Raw genomic sequence first — 21386 nt, 5'->3', positions numbered from 1 at the left:
GCCAAGATGACTGAATCGAACGACACGCCTATCCAGCCGGAAGAGGGCGACGAGCGCCAACACCGCCGCATCAAGAGTTTCGTGATGCGCGCAGGGCGCATGACCGAAGGCCAGCAGAAAGGTCTGGATCAAGGCACGCCGCTGTTTGTGCTGCCATTGGCCGATGCGCCGGTGGATTACGATCAGGTTTTCGGCCGCTCGGCACCGCGCTCGCTGGAGATCGGTTTCGGCATGGGCCATTCGCTGCTGGAAATGGCCGCTGCTGCACCGGATCAGGATTTCATCGGCGTTGAAGTTCACCGTCCGGGTGTCGGCGCGCTGCTCAATGGCGTACTGACGCAGGGCCTGACCAACCTGCGGGTCTACGATTGCGATGCGATCGAAGTGCTCAACCGCTGCATCGCCGACAACAGCCTCGACCGCCTGATGCTGTTCTTCCCGGATCCGTGGCACAAGAGCCGTCACCATAAGCGTCGTATCGTTCAGGCGTCGTTCGCTGAGTTGGTGCGCAGCAAGTTGAAGGTTGGCGGCATTCTGCACATGGCCACCGACTGGGAGCCGTACGCCGAATACATGCTGGAAGTCATGAACGTCGCCCCGGGCTACCGCAACCTCGCCGAAGACGGCAAGTGCGTCCCACGCCCGGCCGAACGCCCGATCACCAAGTTCGAACGCCGCGGCGAACGTCTTGGCCACGGCGTGTGGGATCTGAAGTTCGAAAAGCAGTCGTAAGCACCAAGCAATACAGTCTATAGATAAACCTGTGGGAGCGAGCTTGCTCACGAAGGCGTCGCTTCAGTCAACAATGATGTTGACTGACGCGACGCCTTCGCGAGCAAGCTCGCTCCCACAGTTGTTTCAGGTGTGCTCAAGATTGGTGTCGAACCGCGAAAGATCTAGATCCATATACCTGAAAAGGAATTCCTGTTGTGAAGCTCTTTCTTGCCTATGTGCTTTTACTGCTGTGCTCGACTGTGTCCGCCGCCGAGCCTGTCACGCCTGATGAATACTTTGAGCGAGCGCAAGAAACGTCGGAGCAAATGCGCCAGATTTTTGAAGAGATGTTAAAGCGCGAGGCCGATGGAACGCTGGATCCCAAGACTGCCCCTGAATTTTCGGAGAAAGCAGAAGTTATGATGTCCGGGTTCCGGCACGACCTGGAGAAGGCCTCACAAGGCGGACACACCGTAGCCACATATATGCTGGCCAATATGGACAGCAAATTTGGTCCGTCCCCAGAGGAGCGAAAGCAGTTCTGTGAGCCTCTGCAAAAAGCCATGGATGAAGGTTTGCTGGCCGCCGCTGTTTCTTATTTCCACCAGTGTGACGTGGCGTACATGCGCTTTGATTTAAAGAGTCCGGGCCACGTCAATTACATAGGTCAGTTGCAGGATTCTCTTCAGCAAGAAGATAAGCATCAGGCAAATTACCCAATGGCGACTAAGCGCTCACTGTGTTTCGAAAACCAGCGTGATGTGCTGAAGACAAAAAAGGTGTTTGCCTATTTGCAGGCGAAGAGCCAATCCCTGTTTCTCACTTACGATCAGTATCGAGCAGAGGCTTATTACATTCTGGCGGGGACACGTTTTAACGACAAAGGTCAGCCGGACAAACTTAATCTGGATTATCTGAATCAGGCGTTGGCACTCGGTTGCACTGACGCTATGAGGCTCAAGGATTTTTACGAGAAGGAGTTCGGCGGTACGACGGCCAAGTAATGAATGCGATCAGTGTAGGAGCTGCGGCACGCTGCGATCTTTTGATTTTGTTTTTCAAGATCAAAAGATCGCAGCGTGCCGCAGCTCCTACAGTTGTTTTGTATGTATTGAAATTCAGCGGCGGTCAGCGACTACGCCGATCAGCACCAGTACCACCAACAACACTGGCGCCAGGCTGTAGTTGTTGAACTGGCTCAGGCCTTTGATCACCCATGGTGTGGCGTAGATCAGTGCTGCGCCGCTACCGACCATGCACAGCAGCGCCATTAGCGGGACGCGCAGGGCGCCGGCAATGCTGCCCAGACGTTGCTCGACCCAGCCTTTGAAGTCAGCGCCGAACAGCACCAGCAGGCAGCCCACCAGCGCCAATGCGATTTCCGAGAGGTTGCTGCGGCTCCAGCGGGAGACGGTGGCGAGCAGGTCGAGTATCAAATCCATGGGTTTTTCCTTAGGGCTGCCATTGGGCGTTGGGCTCAGCTCAGAAATTTCTGCAGCAAATCGTTGAGGAACAATTGTCCGCGTTCGGTGGCCGCCAGACGTGACGGTTCGACCTGCAACAGGCCGCTTTGTTCGGCGTCCGCGCGGGCCTCGGCGAGACTGTCGAGCGACAGCCCGGTGCGCTCCGGATACAGGCGCGACTCCACACCATCAGTCAGGCGCAACGCGTTCATCAGAAAGTCGAACGGCAGCTCATCATTAGTCAGCGATTTCTCGCCAGCCTGAAAGTTTTTCGCCGGATTCAGATAGTCCTTCGGCAGCCGCGTCTTCCACGTCCGTACGATGCGGCCGTCCGGATGACTCAACTTGCCATGCGCACCCGCGCCAATCCCGATGAAGTCGCCGAAACTCCAGTAATTGAGGTTATGCCGCGCCGGGCGACCGGGTTGGGCGTAAGCCGACACTTCGTATTGCGCGTAACCGTGCTCGGCCAGCAGTGCTTGCCCGGCCTCTTGAATGTCCCACAGCGTGTCGTCTTCCGGCAGCACCGGCGGCTGGTTCCAGAACACCGTGTTCGGTTCTAGCGTCAGTTGATACCAGGAAATGTGCGTCGGCTTCAGTTCGATGGCCTGGCGCAGATCGCTCAGCGCATCGTCCAGCGACTGATCGGGCAAACCGTGCATCAAGTCGAGGTTGAAGTTATCGAACCCGGCCTGACGGGCCATGCCGGCGGCGCGCACTGCTTCGTCACCGTTGTGGATGCGGCCGAGAGCTTCAAGCTTCTGCTGCTGGAAGCTCTGGATACCGATCGACAGGCGATTGATCCCCAGTTTGCGGTACGCGACGAACTTCTCTTGCTCGAACGTCCCGGGATTGGCTTCCAGAGTGATTTCGATGTCGTGAGCAAACGGAATACGCTGTTCGACGCCTTCCAGTAAACGCCCAAGGGCTTCGGCGCTGAACAGGCTCGGCGTACCGCCACCGAAGAAAATCGAGCTGATCTCGCGACCGTAGACCGCATGCAAATCCTGATCGAGATCGGCCAGCAGCGCGTCGACGTACTCCTGCTCCGGCAGCACCGGGCTGGCGGTGTGCGAGTTGAAGTCGCAATACGGGCATTTGCGCACACACCACGGAATGTGGATGTACAACGACAGAGGCGGCAATGTCGGCAGCGGAGCGCGAGGCGAAGAAGCGGCGCCGCCGACTATCAGCGACGACGCAGAAGAGTCACGGGTCATTTCAAGCCCAGACGCTGGCGCAGCAGATCCATTGCACGGGCGCGGTGGCTGATCTGGTTCTTGTCGGCAGGCGTCAGCTCGGCGCTGGAGCAATCGCGTTCCGGTACCCAGAACAACGGGTCGTAACCAAAACCGTGTTCGCCGCTGGCCGCCGTCAGCATGCGTCCGTGCCACAAGCCTTCGCAGAGGATCGGTAGCGGATCGTCAGCGTGACGCACCAGTGCCAAAACACAAACGAACTGCGCGCCGCGCTCGGCCTCAGGAACGTCCTTCAAGGCGTCGAGCAGTTTGGCGTTGTTCGCCGCATCGCCCTTGCCGTCGGCGTACCGTGCCGAGTAGATGCCCGGCGCACCGCCGAGGAAGTCCACCGCCAGACCGGAATCGTCGGCCAGCGCCGGCAGCCCGGAAATGCGTGCGGCATTGCGCGCCTTGAGGATCGCGTTCTCGACGAACGACAGACCGGTTTCTTCCGGCTCCACGTTGCTCCACTCGCCGATCGAGCGCAGTTGCACCGATTCGCCGAGCATGGCCTGGAGTTCCTTGAGTTTGCCGGCGTTGTGGCTGGCCAGTACGAGCTGCTTGAGGTTCATCATTCGCCGGGGAAAAGTTCTTGGTTGAAATTGATGGTGTTGATCTTGTCGCCACTCTGCACCTTGATTTCAAAGGTGCGGGTTTCCTGCTGGTTTACCGGGTACTGGGCGATGTAATAGATCGCGCCCTGTTCGGTGACCTGGCGGAAATTCAGCGGCACGCTTTTGCTGGTCAGGTCTTTGACCGTGCCGGTGACGTTGGCGACGAGTGGTTTGCCGTCCTTGATCACCGAAACATTGATCACGCCTTGGTTCTTGCTGCGGATCAGTTCGGCAGCCTTGGCGATGTCAGGCGTGAGAAAGGTGGAATTGAAGGTGTTGTAGTGAACGGTGACATCACCAAACACTTCCTTGCGCTCGCCCTTGATCGCGTCGGCGGCGACTGCCGAAAAGCTCAGGCATGCCGCCAACAGCGTGCCAATCAAACGTCCCATGATCGTTCTCCTCGAATGTCAGACCGCGATTTGGTGATCTGCTAGCACCGGGCTGCTGACGCGGTAGATACCAATCTCACCTAATAGATTAGGCCATAGCTTACTGGCCCACCCGTGGCGGTGCTGTTGATCCACGGCAAGCCGATCAATGACCTTCGCGTCACGTTCGCGGCAAAGTTCTTCAAAGTCTTCAAAGGTGCAGAAGTGAATGTTCGGCGTGTTGTACCAGGTGTAGGGCAAAAACTCCGACACCGGCATGCGTCCCTTGCTCGCCAGATACCAGCGGCAGCGCCAGTGGCCGAAGTTGGGGAAGGTGATGATGCACTGGCGACCGACCCGCAGCATTTCGTCGAGGATCTTGTCCGGGTAGTGCACGGCTTGCAGGGCCTGGGTCATCACGACGATGTCGAAACTGTTGCTGGCAAAGTTGCCGAGGCCCTTGTCCAGGTCCTGCTCGATGACGTTGACGCCTTTGGCCACGCACTGGGCAATGTTGTCCGCGTCGTTTTCCAGGCCATAACCGGTGACCTGCTTGTTGTCGCGCAGCCAGGTCAGCAGTTCGCCGTCACCACAACCGAGGTCGAGGACGCGGCTGCCGGCGGGGATCCATTCCTGGATGATTTCCAGATCAGCTCTCATGGCTTTCTCACAGCGTGATGCGGTTCATGTAATTGCCGAACGCCTGCAAGTAGCGAGGGATCGGAATCAGGAAGGCGTCGTGGCCCTGCGGTGCGTCGATTTCCAGATAGCTGACGTCTTTGCGCGCCGCCATCAGCGCATCCACCAGCTCACGCGAGCGCGCCGGGGAGAAACGCCAGTCAGTGGTGAACGACATCACGCAGAACTTGGCCGTGGCATTCTCGAAGGTTTTCGCCAGGTTATCGTCGAAGTTCGCCGCGGGATCAAAGTAGTCCAGCGCCTTGGTCATCAACAGATAGGTGTTGGCGTCGAAGCGTCCGGAGAATTCTTCGCCCTGATAACGCAGGTAGCTTTCGACCTGGAACTCGACACTGTGGAAGTCGTAGTTGAGCTTCTCGCTCTTGAGGCCACGGCCAAATTTCTCGCCCATCGAGTCATCGGACAGGTAGGTGATATGGCCGACCATGCGCGCCAGCATCAGGCCGCGCTTGGGGATTACACCCGCTTCCTGGAACGAACCACCGTGGAATTCGGGGTCAGTGAGAATCGCCTGGCGTGCCACTTCATTGAAGGCGATGTTCTGCGCCGACAGCTTGGGCGCCGAGGCGATGGCCAGGCAGTGACGCACGCGATCCGGGTAAGTGATGGTCCATTGCAGCGCCTGCATACCACCGAGGCTACCGCCGATCACCGCTGCCCACTGGCCGATGCCGAGCAGGTCCGCCAGACGCGCCTGGCTGTGCACCCAGTCTTCCACGGTGAGCACCGGGAAATCGGCACCGAACGGTTTGCCGGTCTCAGGGTTAATGCTGCTCGGGCCGGTGGAGCCGTTGCAGCCACCCAAATTATTCAGGCTGACCACGAAGAACTTGCTGGTGTCGATCGGTTTGCCAGGGCCGATGCAGCTGTCCCACCAACCGGGTTTGCGGTCGTCGACGCTGTGATAACCGGCGGCGTGATGATGGCCGGACAAGGCGTGGCAGATCAGCACGGCGTTGCTCGCCTGTGCGTTCAGCGTGCCGTAGGTTTCGTAGATCAGGTCATAGGCTGGCAGCGAGCGGCCACAGGCCAGGGCCAGAGGTTCGCTGAAGTGCGCCGTTTGCGGCGTCACCAGACCAACAGAATCGGCGGGAAAGGCAGTTGGCATCGACCCTGCTCTCGTTGAAATGAGGCGTAAGTCTAAAGACCGGGGGGGTTAGCCGCAAGCAACGATCGGGCCTGATCGTTCATTGATCACAACCCCTGTGGCGAGGGGATTTATCCCCGATGGGTCGCGGAGCGGCCCCAAATCCTGCCAACGCTATTTATCTGGCGCACCAGACGATCGCACAGGGCTGCTGCGCACCCCATCGGGGATAAATCCCCTCGCCAAAGGGGTTGTCTTGTTGAGTCGGTCAGGGGCGCACCAGGTCAGGCAAATCCGGCAACTTCTTCGGCGAGCAGATCTTCACTCGCTTCTGCCGGTTCAACTCGCCACTGAGCAAACTGACCTGGCTCTTGGACACCCCAAACGCCTTGGCCAGAAAACCCATCAGATACGCATTGGCCTTGCCCTCGACCGGTGGCGCAGTCAGGCGGATTTTCAGGCGATCACCGTGCAGCCCGCAGAAATCATCGCTGCGGGCGGCCGGTTGCAGGTGACACTCCAGAATCAGGTCGTCACCGTCCCAACGAAACCAGCTCACATCAGCAGACGGAGGATTTCCGGCATCATCGTCATCGCCGCCAGATTGTTGATCACCAGCATGTCGATTAGCTTCAGCGCGAGGAAGGCGAAGATCGGCGACAGATCCAGACCACCGAGGTTAGGCAGGAACTTGCGGAACGGTGCCAGGGCTGGCTCGCAGATCTGGTTGACCAGTTCAGCGCCCGGGTTGTGGCTGCCCGGAGCGACCCACGAGAGGATCACGCTGATGATCAGGGCAAAGAAGAAGATCTTCAGGAACAGCGCAGTCACGCCGATCAGCGACCAGATAAGCAGTTGCAGCGGGTTGCCGATGGTGCCGTAAGTCAGCAGCAGGGTCAGCGCCATCAGCGCCAGTTGCACCAGAATCGCCAGCACCAGCGATGACATGTCCAGACCGAACATGCTCGGGATGATCCGGCGCAGCGGCTTGAGCAGCGGCTGAGTCGCTTTGACGATGAACTGGCAAAGCGGGTTGTAGAAGTTCGCCCGCACCAGTTGCAGGACAAAGCGCAGCAGCACGATCAGCAGATACAGACTGCCGAGGGTTTGCAGCACGTAAACCGCTGCGGTGTTCAATCCAATCATGTAAGGCTCCTTATTTGCCCAGTTGTTCGGCCATTTCGGCCGAGCGGTGCGCGGCGGCGCCGAGTGCTTTTTCGACCAGGGCTTCGAAGCCCCCGGCCTGGAATGATTTGATCGCGGCTTCGGTGGTGCCGGCCGGCGAGGTCACGCGACGACGCAGTTCGGCAGCATCGACGTCACTGGCAGCCGCCATGTGCGCGGCGCCTAGCGCGGTTTGCAGGGTCAGCTGCTCAGCGGTTTCTTTCGGCAGGCCGAGTTTGACGCCAGCGGCGGTCATGGCTTCGATCAACAGGAAGAAGTACGCAGGGCCGGAACCGGAAACGGCAGTCACCGCGTCCAGTTGTTGTTCTTCATCCAGCCACAGCACGATGCCGACGGCGGACAGCAGCTCTTCGGCTTGCTGGCGTTGCTCGGCGGTTACTTCGCTGGTGGCGTACAGACCGCTGGCGCCCTGACGCAGCAGCGCCGGGGTGTTGGGCATGCAGCGTACGATCGGCTGCTCGCCGAGCCATGCAGTCATGCTCGCGCAGGTAATGCCGGCGGCGATGGAGACCACCAGTTGATCGGGTTTGAGGCTCGGGCGAAGCGCTTCGCAAACGGCTTTCATCGCCTGGGGCTTGACCGCCAGCACGACGACATCGACGCCTTCGATGGCCTGAGCGTTGTCGGCGAAAGTTTCAATGCCGTGTTCGGCGCTGACCTTGGCGCGGGTTTCTTCGCCCGGGTCGCTGGCACGGATGTGTGCAGCTTCCAGACCCTTGGCCCGCAGGCCGCCGATCAAACTGGCGGCCATGTTGCCGGCACCGATAAAGGCAATACGTGTGTCGCTCATGTCAGGTCCTTATCTGGAAAATTTCAAGATTGGGAATAGTCGCGTGCGCCAAACAGGGCGGTACCAATTCGCACCCAGGTGGCGCCTTGGGCAATGGCCGACTCAAGGTCATGGCTCATGCCCATGGAAAGTGTGTCGAGCGGCAGATTCAGGCTGGCCTGCAAACGTTGCACGGCAGCAAATGCGGCGTCCTGTTCGGCGCGATCTTCAGTCGGCTCGGGAATCGCCATCAAGCCGCGCAGCTTAAGGCGTGGCAAGGCGCTGATGGCATTCGCCAGCGCCGGCAGGTCGGCCGGGGTGCAGCCGGACTTGCTGGCTTCACCGCTGACGTTGACCTGAATGCAGATGTTCAGCGGCGGCAGGTCGGCCGGGCGCTGTTCGGACAGGCGCTGGGCAATTTTCAGACGATCCACGGAGTGCACCCATTCGAAATGCTCGGCAATCGCGCGAGTCTTGTTCGATTGAATGGGGCCGATAAAGTGCCAGATCAAGGGCAGGTCGGCCAGTTCGAGCTGTTTGCTCAGGGCCTCTTGCAGATAGTTCTCGCCAAAGTCGCGCAGGCCGGCGGCGTGGGCTTCACGCAGGGCCTCGGCAGGTTTGGTCTTGCTCACGGCCAGCAACTGCACGCTGTTTTCAGCGCGTCCGGCAGCAGCGGTGGCGGCCTGGATGCGCGAACTAACCTGAAGGATGTTGTCTGCTATCGTGGACATCAAGAGGCGCCGTGAGTCTGAAGGTTCGCGGCATTCTACTGGAATTGAGGAGCGCTATGGATATCACTGAACTGCTGGCCTTCAGCGCCAAACAGGGCGCTTCCGACCTGCACTTGTCGGCCGGTCTGCCGCCGATGATCCGCGTCGATGGCGATGTGCGGCGGATCAATCTGCCGGCGCTGGATCACAAGCAAGTGCACGAATTGATCTACGACATCATGAACGACACCCAGCGGGTCGACTTCGAGAAACATCTGGAAACCGACTTTTCCTTCGAAGTCCCCGGCGTGGCGCGTTTTCGGGTCAATGCCTTCAATCAGAATCGTGGCGCGGGTGCGGTGTTTCGCACCATTCCGTCGAAAGTGCTGAGCATGGAAGACCTCGCCATGGGCGACGTCTTCCGCAAGATCACCGATGCTCCGCGTGGGCTGGTGCTGGTCACCGGGCCGACCGGTTCCGGTAAATCGACCACGCTGGCGGCGATGATCGACTACCTCAACACCCATCGCCACCATCACATCCTGACCATTGAAGATCCGATCGAGTTTGTTCACGAGTCGCGCAAATGCCTGATCAATCAGCGTGAAGTCCACCGCGATACCCGCAGTTTCGCTACGGCTCTGCGTTCGGCATTGCGAGAAGATCCGGACGTGATTCTGGTGGGCGAGATGCGCGATCTGGAGACCATTCGCCTGGCGCTGACCGCGGCCGAGACCGGGCACCTGGTATTCGGCACACTGCACACGACGTCTGCCGCGAAAACCATCGACCGTGTGGTGGACGTGTTCCCCGGTGACGAGAAATCCATGGTGCGTTCGATGCTGTCGGAGTCACTGCTGGCAGTGGTCTCGCAGACGCTGATCAAGAAGATCGGCGGCGGGCGGGTGGCGGCGCACGAGATCATGCTGGGAACGTCGGCGATCCGTAACCTGATCCGCGAGGACAAGGTGGCGCAAATGTATTCGGCGATTCAGACCGGTGGGTCGCTGGGGATGCAGACACTGGATATGTGCCTGAAGGATCTGGTGACCAAGGGCCTGATCAGTCGCGAGCATGCGCGGGAGAAGGCGCGTACGCCGGATAACTTTTAAAAGCAAAAGATCGCAGCCTTCGGCAGCTCCTACACAGGTCATGTACGTCCACATATCGCGGATGAACACAAAATCCTGTAGGAGCTGCCGAAGGCTGCGATCTTTTGACTTTTAGCGCTGAACGACGCGCATCTGGCTTTGCTCTTTCGGTAATACACGCTTGGCAACCACATAATGCTTCTGCCAATACGGCTTGTTCAGCGTATCGATGCTCACCGACTTGCCACGACGTGGCGCGTGGATAAAGCGGTCGTTGCCCATGTAGATAGCAACGTGATTGACCCGACGGCTCTTGAGTTTGAAGAAAATCAGATCGCCCGGTTTCAGGTCCTTGCGCTCGACTTTCTCACCGTGGCCGCTGGCCATGGCATTGGAAGTGCGTGGCAGGTCAAATGTGGCGTCGTTGAACGCGTATTTCACCAGGCCGCTGCAATCAAAGCCTTTACTTGGGCTGCTGCCGCCCCAACGATAAGGAGTACCGAGGACGTTTACCGCGCGGCTCAGGACGTTGCTGCTTTCCTTGCTCGCCATCGGCGGCACCAGACTGCTGCGGCTTTTGCTGCTCAGCGTGGTGATTTTGCTTTGTTTGCTTTTGCTCGATGGGGCAGAAGCGTGGGATTTAGGGGTAAAGCCGTTAACGTTAGGAAGACGTTGCTCACGATTGGTGGCGTGGGCGGCCAGTGGCATTAATAGGCAAATAGTTAGCCATGTCTTGAAAAATGGTCGCATTCGGCGTGGCTCTTAAGTGATAGCGCGCAACTTTATAACAGCTTTTTTGTGACTTCCGAGGCCGTTGGTCGATTCAAACGGGAGGCTACGGAACCAAATAAGCGGCAAATTGACGCGATTGTCGGACAGAGGTCCGGTGCTATAAGGCTTTCACGGTAGCGACGGTAACATTTGCCATACGTCGGCTACCTGTAAAAAAGTCACAAAGAATTCAAGAATATTTATCTATCGAGTGCATCGAGGTCTTCATGAACAGCTATCAGCTACCCCGTGTGAAGGAAAAAACCACCCACAGCAAAATCATCGGTTACCTGCTGTGGATCTTCGGATTTACCGGTGCCCACCGCTTTTATTACGGCAAGCCTGTGACCGGGACGATCTGGTTTTTCACCTTCGGTTTGCTGGGAATTGGCTGGCTGATCGACCTGTTTCTGATCCCGGCAATGGATCGCGAGGCAGATCTGCGCTTTGCCGACGGGCCGATCGAGTACAACGTGGCGTGGATTCTGCTGACGTTTCTCGGTGTGCTGGGCGTGCACCGGATGTACCAGGGCAAGTGGATCAGCGGCTTGTTGTACCTGCTGACCGGCGGGTTGTTCTTTATTGGCGTGCTGTATGACTTCTGGACACTGAATGATCAGGTCTCGGTGCGCAACGCGCAGAATCGCGGCACCTTTCAGTAAGCCATTGCTGGCAAGGCCAGCTCCCACAGGGGATTTGTGTCGTTCACCGATCCAATGTGGGAGCCAGCCTGCTGGCGATTGGGGCAACGCTGAGTGAAGATCAAAAGATCGCAGCCTGCGGCAGCTCCTACAATGGAATGCGTTCCAACTTGTAGGAGCTGCCGCAGGCTGCGATCTTTTGCTTTCAGGCCTGGTGGCTGATCCGCCCATCCACCAGCGTATAGCGAACCACACCCGGCAAGCTGTGACCCATGAACGGGCAGTTCTCGCCCTTCGACCGCCAGTGTTCACCGGCCACCGTCGATGTCTTCGGATCGAACAGCACGATATCCGCCGCACCGCCCACCGCCAGTTTGCCCGCCGGCAGGCGCAGCGCTTCGGCCGGGCCGGCGCTCAGGCGAGCCAGCAGGGTCGGCAGATCGAGCAAACCATCCTCAACCAGCGTCATCGCCAGCGGCAGCAACAGTTCAACGCTGCTGATGCCCGGTTCAGTCGCGCCGAACGGTGCCAGTTTGGCGTCACGCTCATGCGGTTGGTGATGGCTGGAAATCGCCGAGATCACCCCGGACTTCACTGCTTCGCGCAGACCATCGCGGTCAGCGCGGGTGCGCAGCGGTGGCTGCACGTGATAGAGGCTGCTGAAGTCGATCAGCGCTTCGTCGGTCAGAATCAACTGATACAGCGCCACGTCCGCCGTCACCTTCAAACCACGGGCCTGAGCCTGAGCGATCAGCGCAACACCGCGAGCGCTGGTCAGTTGGCTGAAGTGCGCGCGCACGCCGGTCTGCTCGACCAGCAACAGGTCGCGGGCCAGTGCCACGGTTTCAGCGGTTTCCGGAATGCCCGGCAAGCCAAGGAAACTGGCGACGGCGCCTTCGTGGGCCAGACCACCCTCGGCCAGATCGTGATCCTGCGAGTTGAAGATCACCGTCAGGTCGAACGTCGCCGCGTAATCCAGCGCCCTGCACAGGGTGCGGGTGTTGCGGAAACTCTCCAGACCGTTGCCGAACGCCACACAACCGGCGTCACGCAGGGCAACCAGTTCGGCGAGCTGCTCCCCGTCCAGACCTTTGCTCAAGGCGCCGATCGGGAACACCTTGGTATTGCCGGCCTCGCGAGCGCGGTCGAGGATCAATTCGGTCACAGCTGAGGTGTCCAGCACCGGTTTGGTTTGCGGCGGGCAGCACAGGCTGGTCACACCGCCGGCCGCGGCGGCGCGGGTTTCGCTGGCGATCGAGCCTTTGCGACTGTAGCCCGGCTCGCGCAGGGCGACGTTCAAGTCGACCAGACCCGGAGCGGCCACCAGGCCGGTGGCGTCGATGGTTTCTACTGCGCTGAAACCGGCCGGCGCCGCGCCGAGCGCGATGATCTTGCAGGCTTCAATGTGAATGTCGGTGATTTGATCCAGGCCACTGCTTGGATCAATGACGCGTGCGCCGAGAATGCTGAGCTTCACTGGGCGTTCTCCTGCTCGAATTGGCGCTGGGCAGTCTGCCCGCTCATGGCCATGGACAACACGGCCATACGAATCGCGATGCCGTAAGTCACCTGATTGAGGATCACCGAGTGCGGGCCATCGGCCACCGCTGACTCGATTTCCACCCCACGGTTGATCGGCCCCGGGTGCATGACGATGCAATCGGGTTTGGCCCCGGCCAGACGCGCGGTGGTCAGGCCGAACAAGCGATAGAACTCGCCTTCGCTTGGCAGCAGGCCGCCGGTCATGCGCTCACGCTGCAGGCGCAGCATGATCACCACATCGACGTCTTTGAGGCCTTCAGTCATGTCGGTGTAGACCTTGACGCCGTATTGCTCGATGCCGATCGGCAGCAGGGTTTTCGGCGCGATCACGCGAATGTCCGGGCAGCCGAGGGTCTTCAGGGCGAGCATGTTCGAGCGCGCCACCCGCGAGTGCAGGATGTCGCCGACGATGGCCACCGAGAGGTTTTCAAAACCGCCCTTGTGCCGACGAATCGTCAGCATGTCGAGCATGCCCTGCGTCGGGTGCGCGTGACGGCCGTCGCCGCCGTTGATGATCGCCACCTGTGGGCAAACATGTTCGGCGATGAAGTGCGCAGCGCCCGAATCACCGTGGCGCACGACGAACATGTCGGCGGCCATGGCTTCCAGGTTGCGCAGGGTGTCGAGCAGGGTTTCACCTTTGCTCGCCGACGAGGTCGACACGTTCAGTGTGATCACGTCCGCCGACAACCGCTGGGCGGCGAGTTCGAAGGTGGTGCGGGTGCGGGTGGAGTTTTCGAAGAACACGTTGCACACGGTCTTGCCGCGCAACAACGGGACTTTTTTCACCGCTCGGGCGCCGACTTCAAGGAACGAGTCGGCCGTGTCGAGGATTTCCGTCAGCAACTCGCGGCGCAGACCGTCGAGCGAGAGGAAGTGGCGCAGCTGGCCCTGATCATTGAGCTGCAGCGGGCGCTTGGTATCTAGAGGCGTCATCGCGAGGGGGACTCTCAATAGGGCGGATTAAAGGGTGAAATCTTGCAGTTCAAGCGTCAGCGGCTCGGGCCCGGACAGCTTCACGCGCTCGTGAGCGGCCAGCGACAGGGTCGCGCCGACCACGTTCGGGCGGATCGGCAACTCGCCGGCGTCGAGGTCGAGTAGGCACACCAGCGTCACGCTGGCCGGGCGGCCGTAGTCGAACAATTCGTTCATGGCGGCGCGGATGGTGCGGCCGCTCATCAGCACGTCGTCGATCAGCACCAGATGCTGGCCTTCGATCTCGAAGGGCAGGGCAGACGGGCGCACTTGTGGGTGCAGGCCATTCTGGCTGAAGTCGTCGCGGTAGAAGGAAACATCCAGCGTGCCCAGCGGCGCGTCGCTGCCCAGTTCCTTGAGCAGCGCCTGCGCGACCCAGATACCGCCGGTGCGGATACCGATGTATCGCGGTTCGCTGACGCCGCGTTGAGCAAGGTGCGCCTTGAGGCGGATCGCCATCTGGCTGATCAGATCGGCGGGATTGGGCAGACTCATGGTTGCTCCTTCTTCGACCCGAGCTCCATCCTGCCGGAGGTGGCTCGAGATTTTAGCCAAAAGAAAAGCGCCGTAGCGCTTGTCAGGATTCAAATAAAGCAGTGTTTTCATCGAGCCAGCCCTGCAACAGCAGAGCGGCAGCGATGGCGTCCACCGGGTTGTCGCGGTAACTGCCCTTCTGACCGCCACGCGCCAGGCGCTCGCCCTTGGCTTCGAACGTGGTCAGGCGTTCATCGTGGGTATAGAAGGGCAGGTTGTAGCGGCCGTTGAGGCGGCGGGCGAATTTCTCGGCGCGCACGCACATGTCGCTGGGTGTGCCGTCCATGTTCAACGGCAGGCCGACGACGACGGCGTCGGGTTTCCATTCCTTTATAAGCGCTTCGACCTGGTTCCAGTCGGGCACACCGTTCTGCGCTTTCAAGGTGCACAGCTCTCGGGCCTGGCCGGTGATCACCTGGCCGACCGCTACGCCGATCTGTTTGGTGCCGTAGTCGAAGCCGAGAATCAGGCGCAGGGCCATCAGGCGTGCCCTGCCTGGCTGGTCAGCAGGTTGAGGTTGATCCCCAAGTGCCTGGCCGCCGCTTCGAGGCGCAGTTCGCTGCTGGTGTTGAACAGGATGTCGGCGTCGTACGGGCAGGTCAGCCAGGCGTTGTCGGCCATTTCGGCCTCCAGTTGCCCGGCTTCCCAACCGGCGTAACCCAGCGCGATCAGGCTTTTTGCCGGCCCCATGCCGTCAGCGATGGCGAACAGCACGTCCTGGGAGGTGGACAGTGCCAGGTCGCCCTCAAGCTCGGCGGTGGCCTGGAAGGTCTTGCCCGCCGGGTGCAGGACAAAACCGCGATCGGTCTGTACCGGCCCGCCGATGAAGATCGGCACGTGCTGGCAGAGTGCCGGCGGATCGATGTCCGGACGCAATTGCTCGAGGATGTCAGCCAGATTCAGCTCTTGCGGTCGATTGACCACGATCCCCATGGCGCCATTGGCCGTGTGCTCGACGATGTAGGTCAAGGTATGGGCAAAGTTCGGGTCGGCCATGTGTGGCATGGCGATCAGGAATTGATGCTTGAGGTAGCTGGGGCTGACGTTTTTCATGTGCGCTAGTGTGGCGTTCAAGGGGCGAACTGACAAGCTGAAGCCGCCAAAAGATCGCAGCCTTCGGCAGCTCCTACATGGGAATGCGGGGCAATTGTAGGAGCTGCCGAAGGCTGCGATCTTTTGATCTTGCTCTTAATTGCTGGACAGCTTGTCGCCCCGGGCGAATTTCCAGGTGCGGATGATTTCCAGTCGGTCGATATCCGACAGATCCCCGGTAAACGGTGCAAACGGCGCCGCCAGTCGGACGATGCGCTGCGCGGCCTGATCCAGCAGCGGCTGGCCGGACGATTCCAGCACCAGCACTTCATACAGCGAACCGTCGCGGTTGATCGACACCATCAGGCGCAAATTGCCGTAGATCTGCTTGCGTCGTGCTTCCTCGGGGTAGTTGAGGTTGCCGATGCGTTCGACCTTCTTGCGCCAGTCGTCCTTGTACCAGGCACCCTTGTCGCGCATGGTCGAAGCGGCGCTCAAGCGATGGATTCGCGGGCGCTTGGCGTACAGTTGTTGTTCCTTGGCCAGTTCCGCTTCGAGGCTGGCAATGTCGCTGGACAGCTGCGAGCTGTCGAACGTCGGCGCGTCGACCGACGGTTTGATTTCAGTCTTGGCTTCTTCTTTTTTGGTCGGCGCCTTTTTCGGCTTCGGCGCAACCGTAGTCACGGCAGCGTTGGGCGCGGCTTCCTGCACTTGCGGCTTGGCGGCCGGAGGTGGCGTGACTTTTTTGACCTGATTGTCCTGGAACGGCGCGATCTCGGTGGTCTTCGGGATCGCCTTCTTGTCCAGCGTGCCGCTGCCTTCCTGATGTTGCTGAGCGAGAAAGTCAGCCTTCTCGGGCTTCTTCTCGCTTTTGAAGGTGGCGAGAGTGATTTCCAGGGTTTTACTGATCTGTTTCGGCTCGACCATCGTGAAGCCGACGCCGAGCAGCAGCGCCAAATGAATCAGCGCGGCGAGGAATAGAGTAAATCCGAGGCGATCGGCCGGGCGCACGCCACGATGGGCGAGTTCAGCGGGCAGATCGGACGGGAGGGTCATGACAAAAAAACCAACATCGCGCTTTTCAGAGGCTGCGCATCATAACGCAATGTTGGTTTCACGCCTTGGGCTTCACGCTTCAAGCGACAAGCTGCATGTGACGTGCATCAAGCTTGCGGCTTTTTGCCGGCCGCTTGCAGCTTCTTGTCGATCGCATCCATCAACATCCCGCCAATGTCAGTGCCGAAGGCGTTGTCGATTTCACGGATGCAGGTCGGGCTGGTGACGTTGATTTCGGTCAGGCTCTCGCCGATCACGTCGAGGCCGACGAACAGCAGGCCTTTCTCACGCAAGGTCGGGCCGACTTGAGCTGCGATCCAGCGATCCTTGTCGGTCAACGGACGGGCTTCACCGCGACCGCCAGCCGCCAGGTTGCCACGGGTTTCGCCTTGGGCCGGAATCCGCGCCAGGCAATAATCCACCGGCTCGCCGTCGATCATCAGGACGCGCTTGTCGCCGTCCTTGATCGCCGGCAGATAGGCCTGGCCCATGATCTGCTGGCCACCAAGTGCGGTCAGGGTTTCCAGAATCACCGACAGGTTCGGATCGCCGGCGCGGTGGCGGAAAATCGAAGTGCCGCCCATGCCGTCCAGCGGTTTGAGGATGACGTCGCCGTGTTTCGCGGCAAATTCGCGCAACACATCGGCGCGGCGGCTGACCACGGTGGGCGGCGTGCACTGCGGGAACAGCGTGGCGAACAGCTTTTCGTTGCAGTCGCGCAGGCTCTGCGGCTTGTTGACCACCAGCACGCCGGCAGTTTCGGCATGTTCAAGCAGGTAGGTGGAGTAAACGAACTCCATGTCGAATGGCGGATCCTTGCGCATCAGGATCACGTCCAGATCGCTCAGCAGGTTGTCCTGCTCGGCGTCCAGTTCGAACCATTTTTCCGGGTTGGCGAAGACTTTCAGCGGCTTCATGCGCGCCCGCGCCTGACCTTCACCCTGATACAAGTCACGCTGTTCCATATAGAACAGTTCCCAGCCGCGCTTCTGCGCTGCCAGCAGCATGGCCAGCGAGCTATCCTTTTTATAGGAGATGCTGGCGATAGGGTCCATGACAATCCCGACGCGAACGCTCATTGGGTTTTCCTCGAAAATTGGCTACCGGATCGGTATGAAAAAAGTGCCGCCAGAGTGGCGCCGGCAGGGTTTTCGGTCAAGGGAAAACCCGTCGATAGATTGCATCTGGAGACTGTGCTAAAAAGGCTGCCATGCAGTGCCGGCCCTTGAACATCAAGGGTTTCCGGCCATTACTGATAGCAAAACGGACAATTTGATTCGCAAAGGCGACGGTAGAGCCCTCTTATGGAACAGCAGTCCAGCGCCTTGAAGGTCATGGTGATCGACGACTCGAAAACGATTCGCCGTACCGCCGAAACCTTGTTGAAGAATGTCGGTTGCGAAGTCATCACGGCAATCGACGGTTTCGACGCTTTGGCGAAGATCGCCGACAACCACCCCGGGATCATTTTTGTCGACATCATGATGCCGCGTCTGGATGGTTATCAGACCTGCGCTTTAATCAAGAACAACAGTGCGTTCAAGGCCACGCCGGTGATCATGCTGTCGTCCCGGGACGGGTTGTTCGACAAGGCCAAGGGGCGGATTGTCGGTTCCGATCAATTTTTGACCAAGCCGTTCAGCAAGGAAGAGCTGCTCAGCGCGATCCAGGCCCATGTTCCGGGCTTCGCCGCCGTTTTGCCGCAGTAAGAAACGCACTGAGACGCTCGGCCAGCGGGCCAGGTGTCGACAAGAAAAATGGGGAAGACCATGGCACGTATCCTGATCGTCGATGATTCGCCGACTGAAATGTACAAACTGACCGGTATGCTCGAAAAGCACGGCCATCAAGTGCTCAAAGCCGAAAACGGCGCCGACGGCGTGGCACTGGCCCGTCAGGAAAAACCCGATGCGGTGCTGATGGACATCGTCATGCCCGGCCTCAACGGTTTCCAGGCGACCCGGCAGTTGACCAAGGATCCGGAAACCGGGCACATCCCGGTGATCATCATCACTACCAAAGATCAGGAAACCGACAAGGTCTGGGGCACCCGCCAGGGCGCCAAGGACTACCTGACCAAACCGGTCGACGAAGACACCCTGATCAAGACCCTGAACAACGTGCTGAACGGTTGATCGCGCAGCCATGAGCGAAACACTGACTGCGTTCGAACTGCTCTGGCAGATCGACCAGCGCTGCCGCTTGCTGGCGGCGGACCTGCCGTCGCAACCGGCGCGCCAGGATCGCTGGAGCGGTATTGGTTTTCGCCTCGGCGAGCACTGGTATGTCGCGCCGATGGGCGAAGTCAGCGAAGTGCTGCACGAACCGCGCTTCACCCAATTGCCCGGAGTCAAACCGTGGGTCAAGGGTGTGGCCAACCTGCGTGGGCGCTTGCTGCCGATCATGGACCTGTGCGGTTTTTTCGGGCATGAACTGTCGCCGCTGCGCAAACAGCGACGGGTCTTGGTGGTCGAGCATGAGGATGTGTTTGCCGGGTTGATGGTCGATGAAGTGATCGGCTTGCAGCACTTCGAGCAGGACAGCTTCGAACCGATTTCGATCAGCAAGCGCCAGGGCTCGAAGGCCGAGTTCGTCAAAGGCTATTTCCGGCGCGAACAGAACTGGCGCGTGTTCAGTTTGTTTGCGCTGGCGAAATCCCCGGTGTTCATGAGCGTAGCGATATAACCGCAACAACAGAGATCCCTTGTAGGAGTGAGCCTGCTCGCGATTCAGGCACCGCGGTGTATCAAGTACACCGCGTTATCGTTCAATCGCGAGCAGGCTCACTCCTACAGGTTCTTCGGTGAGCTTCAAACAGGCGAGGACCGATGACAAAAGCAAAAACAGGCAAGTCAGCAGAAGGATCGCGCAGTCGCTCGCAGATCATCGTGCTGTTTATCGCACTGATCGTGTTCATCATGCTGCTGTTCGCCAACTTCGCTTACCTCAACACCCAGGCGAATTACGATAAACAGTACATCGGCCATGCCGGTGAACTGCGCGTGCTCTCGCAACGCATCGCCAAGAACGCCACCGAAGCCGCCGCCGGCAAGGCTGCCGCGTTCAAATTGCTGAGTGACGCGCGCAACGATTTCGCCCAGCGCTGGGGTTACCTGAAAAAGGGTGACCCGGTCACCGGCCTGCCGCCGGCGCCGTCCACCGTGCGTCCGGAAATGCGCGCCGTGCAGCTCGATTGGGAGCGCTTGCTGAAAAACACCGACGCCATTCTCACCAGCGAACAGACCGTGCTGTCGCTGCATCAGGTCGCCGCTACCCTGGCCGAAACCGTCCCGCAGTTGCAGATCGAATACGAAAAAGTCGTCGAAATCCTTCTTCAACGCGGCGCTCCCGCAGCGCAAGTGGCGATGGCCCAGCGTCAGTCGCTGTTGGCTGAACGCATCCTCGGCGCGGTGAACACCGTGCTCGCCGGCGACGAAAATTCGCAGCAAGCCGCCGATGCCTTTGGCCGTGATGCCACGCGTTTCGGTCAGGTGCTCAATGGCATGCTCCAAGGCAACTCAGCGCTGAAAATCAGCCAGGTCGAAGACCGCGATGCCCGTGCGCGCTTGAGTGAAATCTCCGAGCTGTTTCAGTTCGTCTCCGGCTCAGTGGATGAAATCCTCGAAACCTCACCGGAGCTGTTCAAGGTCCGTGAATCAGCGGGCAACATCTTCAGCCTCTCGCAAACCCTGCTCGACGAAGCCTCGCACCTGGCCAACGGTTTCGAAAACCTCGCTGGCGGGCGCAGCACCGACACCATCGGTGGCTATGTGCTTGGCTTGCTGGCGCTGGCCTCGATCATCCTCATCGGTCTGGTAATGGTGCGCGAGACCAATCGGCAACTGCGCGAAACCGCGGAAAAGAACGAGCGCAACCAGAACGCGATCATGCGTCTGCTCGACGAAATCGAAGACCTTGCCGACGGCGACCTGACCGTGACCGCTTCGGTGACTGAAGACTTCACCGGCACCATTGCCGACTCGATCAACTATTCCGTCGACCAACTGCGCGATCTGGTGGCGACCATCAACCTCACCGCCGGCCAGGTCGCCGCCGCCGTGCAGGAAACCCAGGCCACTGCCATGCACCTCGCGCAAGCATCGGAACATCAGGCCCAGCAGATTTCCGAAGCTTCGACGGCGATCAGCGATATGGCCCAGTCCATCGATCAGGTGTCGGCCAACGCTGCCGAATCCTCGGCGGTGGCCGAGCGTTCCGTGGAAATCGCCAACAAGGGCAACGAGGTGGTGCACAACACCATCCACGGCATGGACAACATTCGCGAACAGATTCAAGACACCGCCAAACGCATCAAACGCTTGGGTGAGTCGTCTCAGGAAATCGGCGACATCGTCAGCCTGATCGACGACATTGCCGACCAGACCAACATCCTCGCCCTCAACGCCGCCATTCAGGCGTCGATGGCCGGGGATGCCGGGCGCGGGTTTGCGGTGGTCGCCGACGAAGTGCAGCGTCTGGCCGAGCGTTCATCTGCCGCCACGCGCCAGATCGAAACCCTGGTGCGGGCGATTCAGACCGACACCAACGAAGCCGTCATTTCGATGGAACAGACCACCACCGAAGTGGTGCGCGGCGCGCGACTGGCGCAGGATGCCGGTGTGGCGCTGGAAGAAATCGAAGGCGTATCCAAGACCCTTGCGGCGCTGATTCAAAGCATCTCCAACGCGGCGCAGCAGCAGACGTCTTCGGCGGGGCAGATTTCCCTGACCATGAACGTGATCCAGCAGATCACGTCGCAGACGTCGTCCGGCTCCACGGCCACCGCCGAAAGCATCGGCAACCTGGCGAAAATGGCCAGTCAGTTGCGCCGTTCGGTGTCCGGTTTCACCTTGCCGGCGGCATCCGCGTCGGCGACGGATAAAGTGTGATTGGA

The 21386-nt window shown here is 59.8% G+C and carries 26 protein-coding genes; 8 read left to right on the top strand and 18 right to left on the bottom strand.

The genetic code is table 11. The annotated features are described in order from the left end of the window. Nucleotides 1-6 precede the first annotated feature (6 nt). Nucleotides 7-732: a tRNA (guanosine(46)-N7)-methyltransferase TrmB gene (gene trmB, locus ICA15_RS11550; RefSeq protein ID WP_008083818.1), complete on the top strand. Its 726-nt coding sequence runs from the start codon at nt 7-9 to the stop codon at nt 730-732. A 197-nt stretch (nt 733-929) separates the two neighbouring features. Next, on the top strand, nt 930-1718 hold the full coding sequence (locus ICA15_RS11545) for a hypothetical protein (protein WP_210553467.1): 789 nt from the start codon (nt 930-932) through the stop codon (nt 1716-1718). A 114-nt stretch (nt 1719-1832) separates the two neighbouring features. Here the strand turns inward: ICA15_RS11545 and ICA15_RS11540 are convergent, their stop codons facing one another. The 10 genes from ICA15_RS11540 to ICA15_RS11495 all read right to left on the bottom strand — a co-directional run bounded on the left by ICA15_RS11540 (nt 1833) and on the right by ICA15_RS11495 (nt 8871). Next, nucleotides 1833-2156, bottom strand: coding sequence for a DUF3392 domain-containing protein (locus tag ICA15_RS11540; RefSeq protein ID WP_150593591.1), 324 nt, complete (start codon nt 2154-2156; stop codon nt 1833-1835). Between the two features lie 35 nt (nt 2157-2191). Beyond that, nucleotides 2192-3397 carry a radical SAM family heme chaperone HemW gene (gene hemW, locus ICA15_RS11535; protein ID WP_224450874.1) on the bottom strand — a complete coding sequence of 402 codons (1206 nt, stop codon included), beginning with the start codon at nt 3395-3397 and terminating at the stop codon, nt 2192-2194. After that, the gene (rdgB, locus tag ICA15_RS11530) at nt 3394-3990 is read right to left on the bottom strand and encodes an RdgB/HAM1 family non-canonical purine NTP pyrophosphatase (RefSeq protein ID WP_042561550.1); all 597 of its coding nucleotides are present in this window, start codon (nt 3988-3990) and stop codon (nt 3394-3396) included. Before rdgB ends, hemW begins: the two co-directional genes overlap by 4 nt. Beyond that, nucleotides 3987-4421 carry a DUF4426 domain-containing protein gene (locus tag ICA15_RS11525; RefSeq protein WP_210553468.1) on the bottom strand — a complete coding sequence of 145 codons (435 nt, stop codon included), beginning with the start codon at nt 4419-4421 and terminating at the stop codon, nt 3987-3989. The genes rdgB and ICA15_RS11525 overlap by 4 nt, the downstream gene beginning before the upstream one ends. A gap of 18 nt (nt 4422-4439) precedes the next feature. Continuing rightward, complete coding sequence (gene metW / locus ICA15_RS11520; protein WP_042561548.1) at nt 4440-5060, bottom strand: methionine biosynthesis protein MetW; 621 nt, start codon at nt 5058-5060, stop codon at nt 4440-4442. Between the two features lie 7 nt (nt 5061-5067). Continuing rightward, a complete protein-coding gene (gene metX, locus ICA15_RS11515) occupies nt 5068-6207 on the bottom strand; it encodes a homoserine O-succinyltransferase MetX (RefSeq protein ID WP_150601979.1) in 1140 nt (379 codons plus the stop codon). Nucleotides 6208-6454: 247 nt separating this feature from the next. After that, nucleotides 6455-6745, bottom strand: a complete 291-nt coding sequence (locus ICA15_RS11510) for a DUF167 domain-containing protein (RefSeq protein ID WP_103304308.1) — start codon at nt 6743-6745, stop codon at nt 6455-6457. Further along, entirely contained in the window at nt 6742-7332 is a 591-nt protein-coding gene (locus ICA15_RS11505) for a YggT family protein (protein ID WP_042561545.1), read from the bottom strand. The genes ICA15_RS11510 and ICA15_RS11505 overlap by 4 nt, the downstream gene beginning before the upstream one ends. A 10-nt stretch (nt 7333-7342) precedes the next feature. Beyond that, nucleotides 7343-8161, bottom strand: a complete 819-nt coding sequence (gene proC / locus ICA15_RS11500) for a pyrroline-5-carboxylate reductase (protein ID WP_210553469.1) — start codon at nt 8159-8161, stop codon at nt 7343-7345. Between the two features lie 23 nt (nt 8162-8184). Further along, nucleotides 8185-8871 (bottom strand): YggS family pyridoxal phosphate-dependent enzyme, encoded by a 687-nt coding sequence (locus tag ICA15_RS11495; protein WP_150597569.1) that lies wholly within the window; start codon nt 8869-8871, stop codon nt 8185-8187. A gap of 56 nt (nt 8872-8927) precedes the next feature. On the opposite strand from ICA15_RS11495, the gene ICA15_RS11490 reads away from it, so the two are divergent. After that, a complete protein-coding gene (locus tag ICA15_RS11490; protein WP_007953348.1) occupies nt 8928-9962 on the top strand; it encodes a type IV pilus twitching motility protein PilT in 1035 nt (344 codons plus the stop codon). 111 nt (nt 9963-10073) lie between these two features. Here ICA15_RS11490 and ICA15_RS11485 read toward each other — a convergent pair whose 3' ends face one another. After that, nucleotides 10074-10691 carry a C40 family peptidase gene (locus tag ICA15_RS11485; RefSeq protein ID WP_150617838.1) on the bottom strand — a complete coding sequence of 206 codons (618 nt, stop codon included), beginning with the start codon at nt 10689-10691 and terminating at the stop codon, nt 10074-10076. A gap of 248 nt (nt 10692-10939) precedes the next feature. On the opposite strand from ICA15_RS11485, the gene ICA15_RS11480 reads away from it, so the two are divergent. Further along, the gene (locus tag ICA15_RS11480) at nt 10940-11374 is read left to right on the top strand and encodes an NINE protein (protein ID WP_150601974.1); all 435 of its coding nucleotides are present in this window, start codon (nt 10940-10942) and stop codon (nt 11372-11374) included. A 184-nt stretch (nt 11375-11558) separates the two neighbouring features. On the opposite strand, the gene ICA15_RS11475 is transcribed toward ICA15_RS11480, so the two are convergent. The 7 genes from ICA15_RS11475 to gshB all read right to left on the bottom strand — a co-directional run bounded on the left by ICA15_RS11475 (nt 11559) and on the right by gshB (nt 17571). Further along, nucleotides 11559-12830: a dihydroorotase gene (locus tag ICA15_RS11475; RefSeq protein ID WP_210553470.1), complete on the bottom strand. Its 1272-nt coding sequence runs from the start codon at nt 12828-12830 to the stop codon at nt 11559-11561. Next, entirely contained in the window at nt 12827-13831 is a 1005-nt protein-coding gene (locus ICA15_RS11470) for an aspartate carbamoyltransferase catalytic subunit (protein WP_007913665.1), read from the bottom strand. Before ICA15_RS11470 ends, ICA15_RS11475 begins: the two co-directional genes overlap by 4 nt. A 27-nt stretch (nt 13832-13858) precedes the next feature. Further along, on the bottom strand, nt 13859-14365 hold the full coding sequence (pyrR, locus tag ICA15_RS11465) for a bifunctional pyr operon transcriptional regulator/uracil phosphoribosyltransferase PyrR (RefSeq protein WP_210553471.1): 507 nt from the start codon (nt 14363-14365) through the stop codon (nt 13859-13861). An 82-nt stretch (nt 14366-14447) separates the two neighbouring features. After that, the gene (gene ruvX / locus ICA15_RS11460; protein WP_042561537.1) at nt 14448-14885 is read right to left on the bottom strand and encodes a Holliday junction resolvase RuvX; all 438 of its coding nucleotides are present in this window, start codon (nt 14883-14885) and stop codon (nt 14448-14450) included. Beyond that, nucleotides 14885-15457, bottom strand: a complete 573-nt coding sequence (locus ICA15_RS11455) for a YqgE/AlgH family protein (protein WP_150617864.1) — start codon at nt 15455-15457, stop codon at nt 14885-14887. Before ICA15_RS11455 ends, ruvX begins: the two co-directional genes overlap by 1 nt. Before the next feature lie 135 nt (nt 15458-15592). Then, nucleotides 15593-16492 (bottom strand): energy transducer TonB, encoded by a 900-nt coding sequence (locus tag ICA15_RS11450; protein ID WP_210553472.1) that lies wholly within the window; start codon nt 16490-16492, stop codon nt 15593-15595. Between the two features lie 107 nt (nt 16493-16599). Then, nucleotides 16600-17571 carry a glutathione synthase gene (gshB, locus tag ICA15_RS11445; protein WP_210553473.1) on the bottom strand — a complete coding sequence of 324 codons (972 nt, stop codon included), beginning with the start codon at nt 17569-17571 and terminating at the stop codon, nt 16600-16602. A gap of 225 nt (nt 17572-17796) precedes the next feature. Between gshB and pilG the strand changes: the two genes are divergently transcribed. From pilG to ICA15_RS11425, 4 genes are all read left to right on the top strand, one after another. After that, on the top strand, nt 17797-18201 hold the full coding sequence (pilG, locus tag ICA15_RS11440; RefSeq protein ID WP_116028398.1) for a twitching motility response regulator PilG: 405 nt from the start codon (nt 17797-17799) through the stop codon (nt 18199-18201). 60 nt (nt 18202-18261) lie between these two features. Then, a complete protein-coding gene (gene pilH, locus ICA15_RS11435) occupies nt 18262-18627 on the top strand; it encodes a twitching motility response regulator PilH (protein ID WP_150601968.1) in 366 nt (121 codons plus the stop codon). Between the two features lie 10 nt (nt 18628-18637). Beyond that, complete coding sequence (locus tag ICA15_RS11430) at nt 18638-19177, top strand: chemotaxis protein CheW (protein ID WP_210553474.1); 540 nt, start codon at nt 18638-18640, stop codon at nt 19175-19177. 143 nt (nt 19178-19320) lie between these two features. Next, a complete protein-coding gene (locus ICA15_RS11425) occupies nt 19321-21381 on the top strand; it encodes a methyl-accepting chemotaxis protein (RefSeq protein ID WP_150601966.1) in 2061 nt (686 codons plus the stop codon). The last annotated feature ends 5 nt before the right edge of the window (nt 21382-21386 follow it).

Origin of the sequence: Pseudomonas sp. P116 (assembly GCF_020149425.1) — a bacterium.
GTDB classification, from domain to species: domain Bacteria; phylum Pseudomonadota; class Gammaproteobacteria; order Pseudomonadales; family Pseudomonadaceae; genus Aquipseudomonas; species Aquipseudomonas anatoliensis.
The sequence above is the reverse complement of the archived record's forward strand: the minus strand, read 5'-3'. Positions and strand labels throughout refer to the sequence as shown.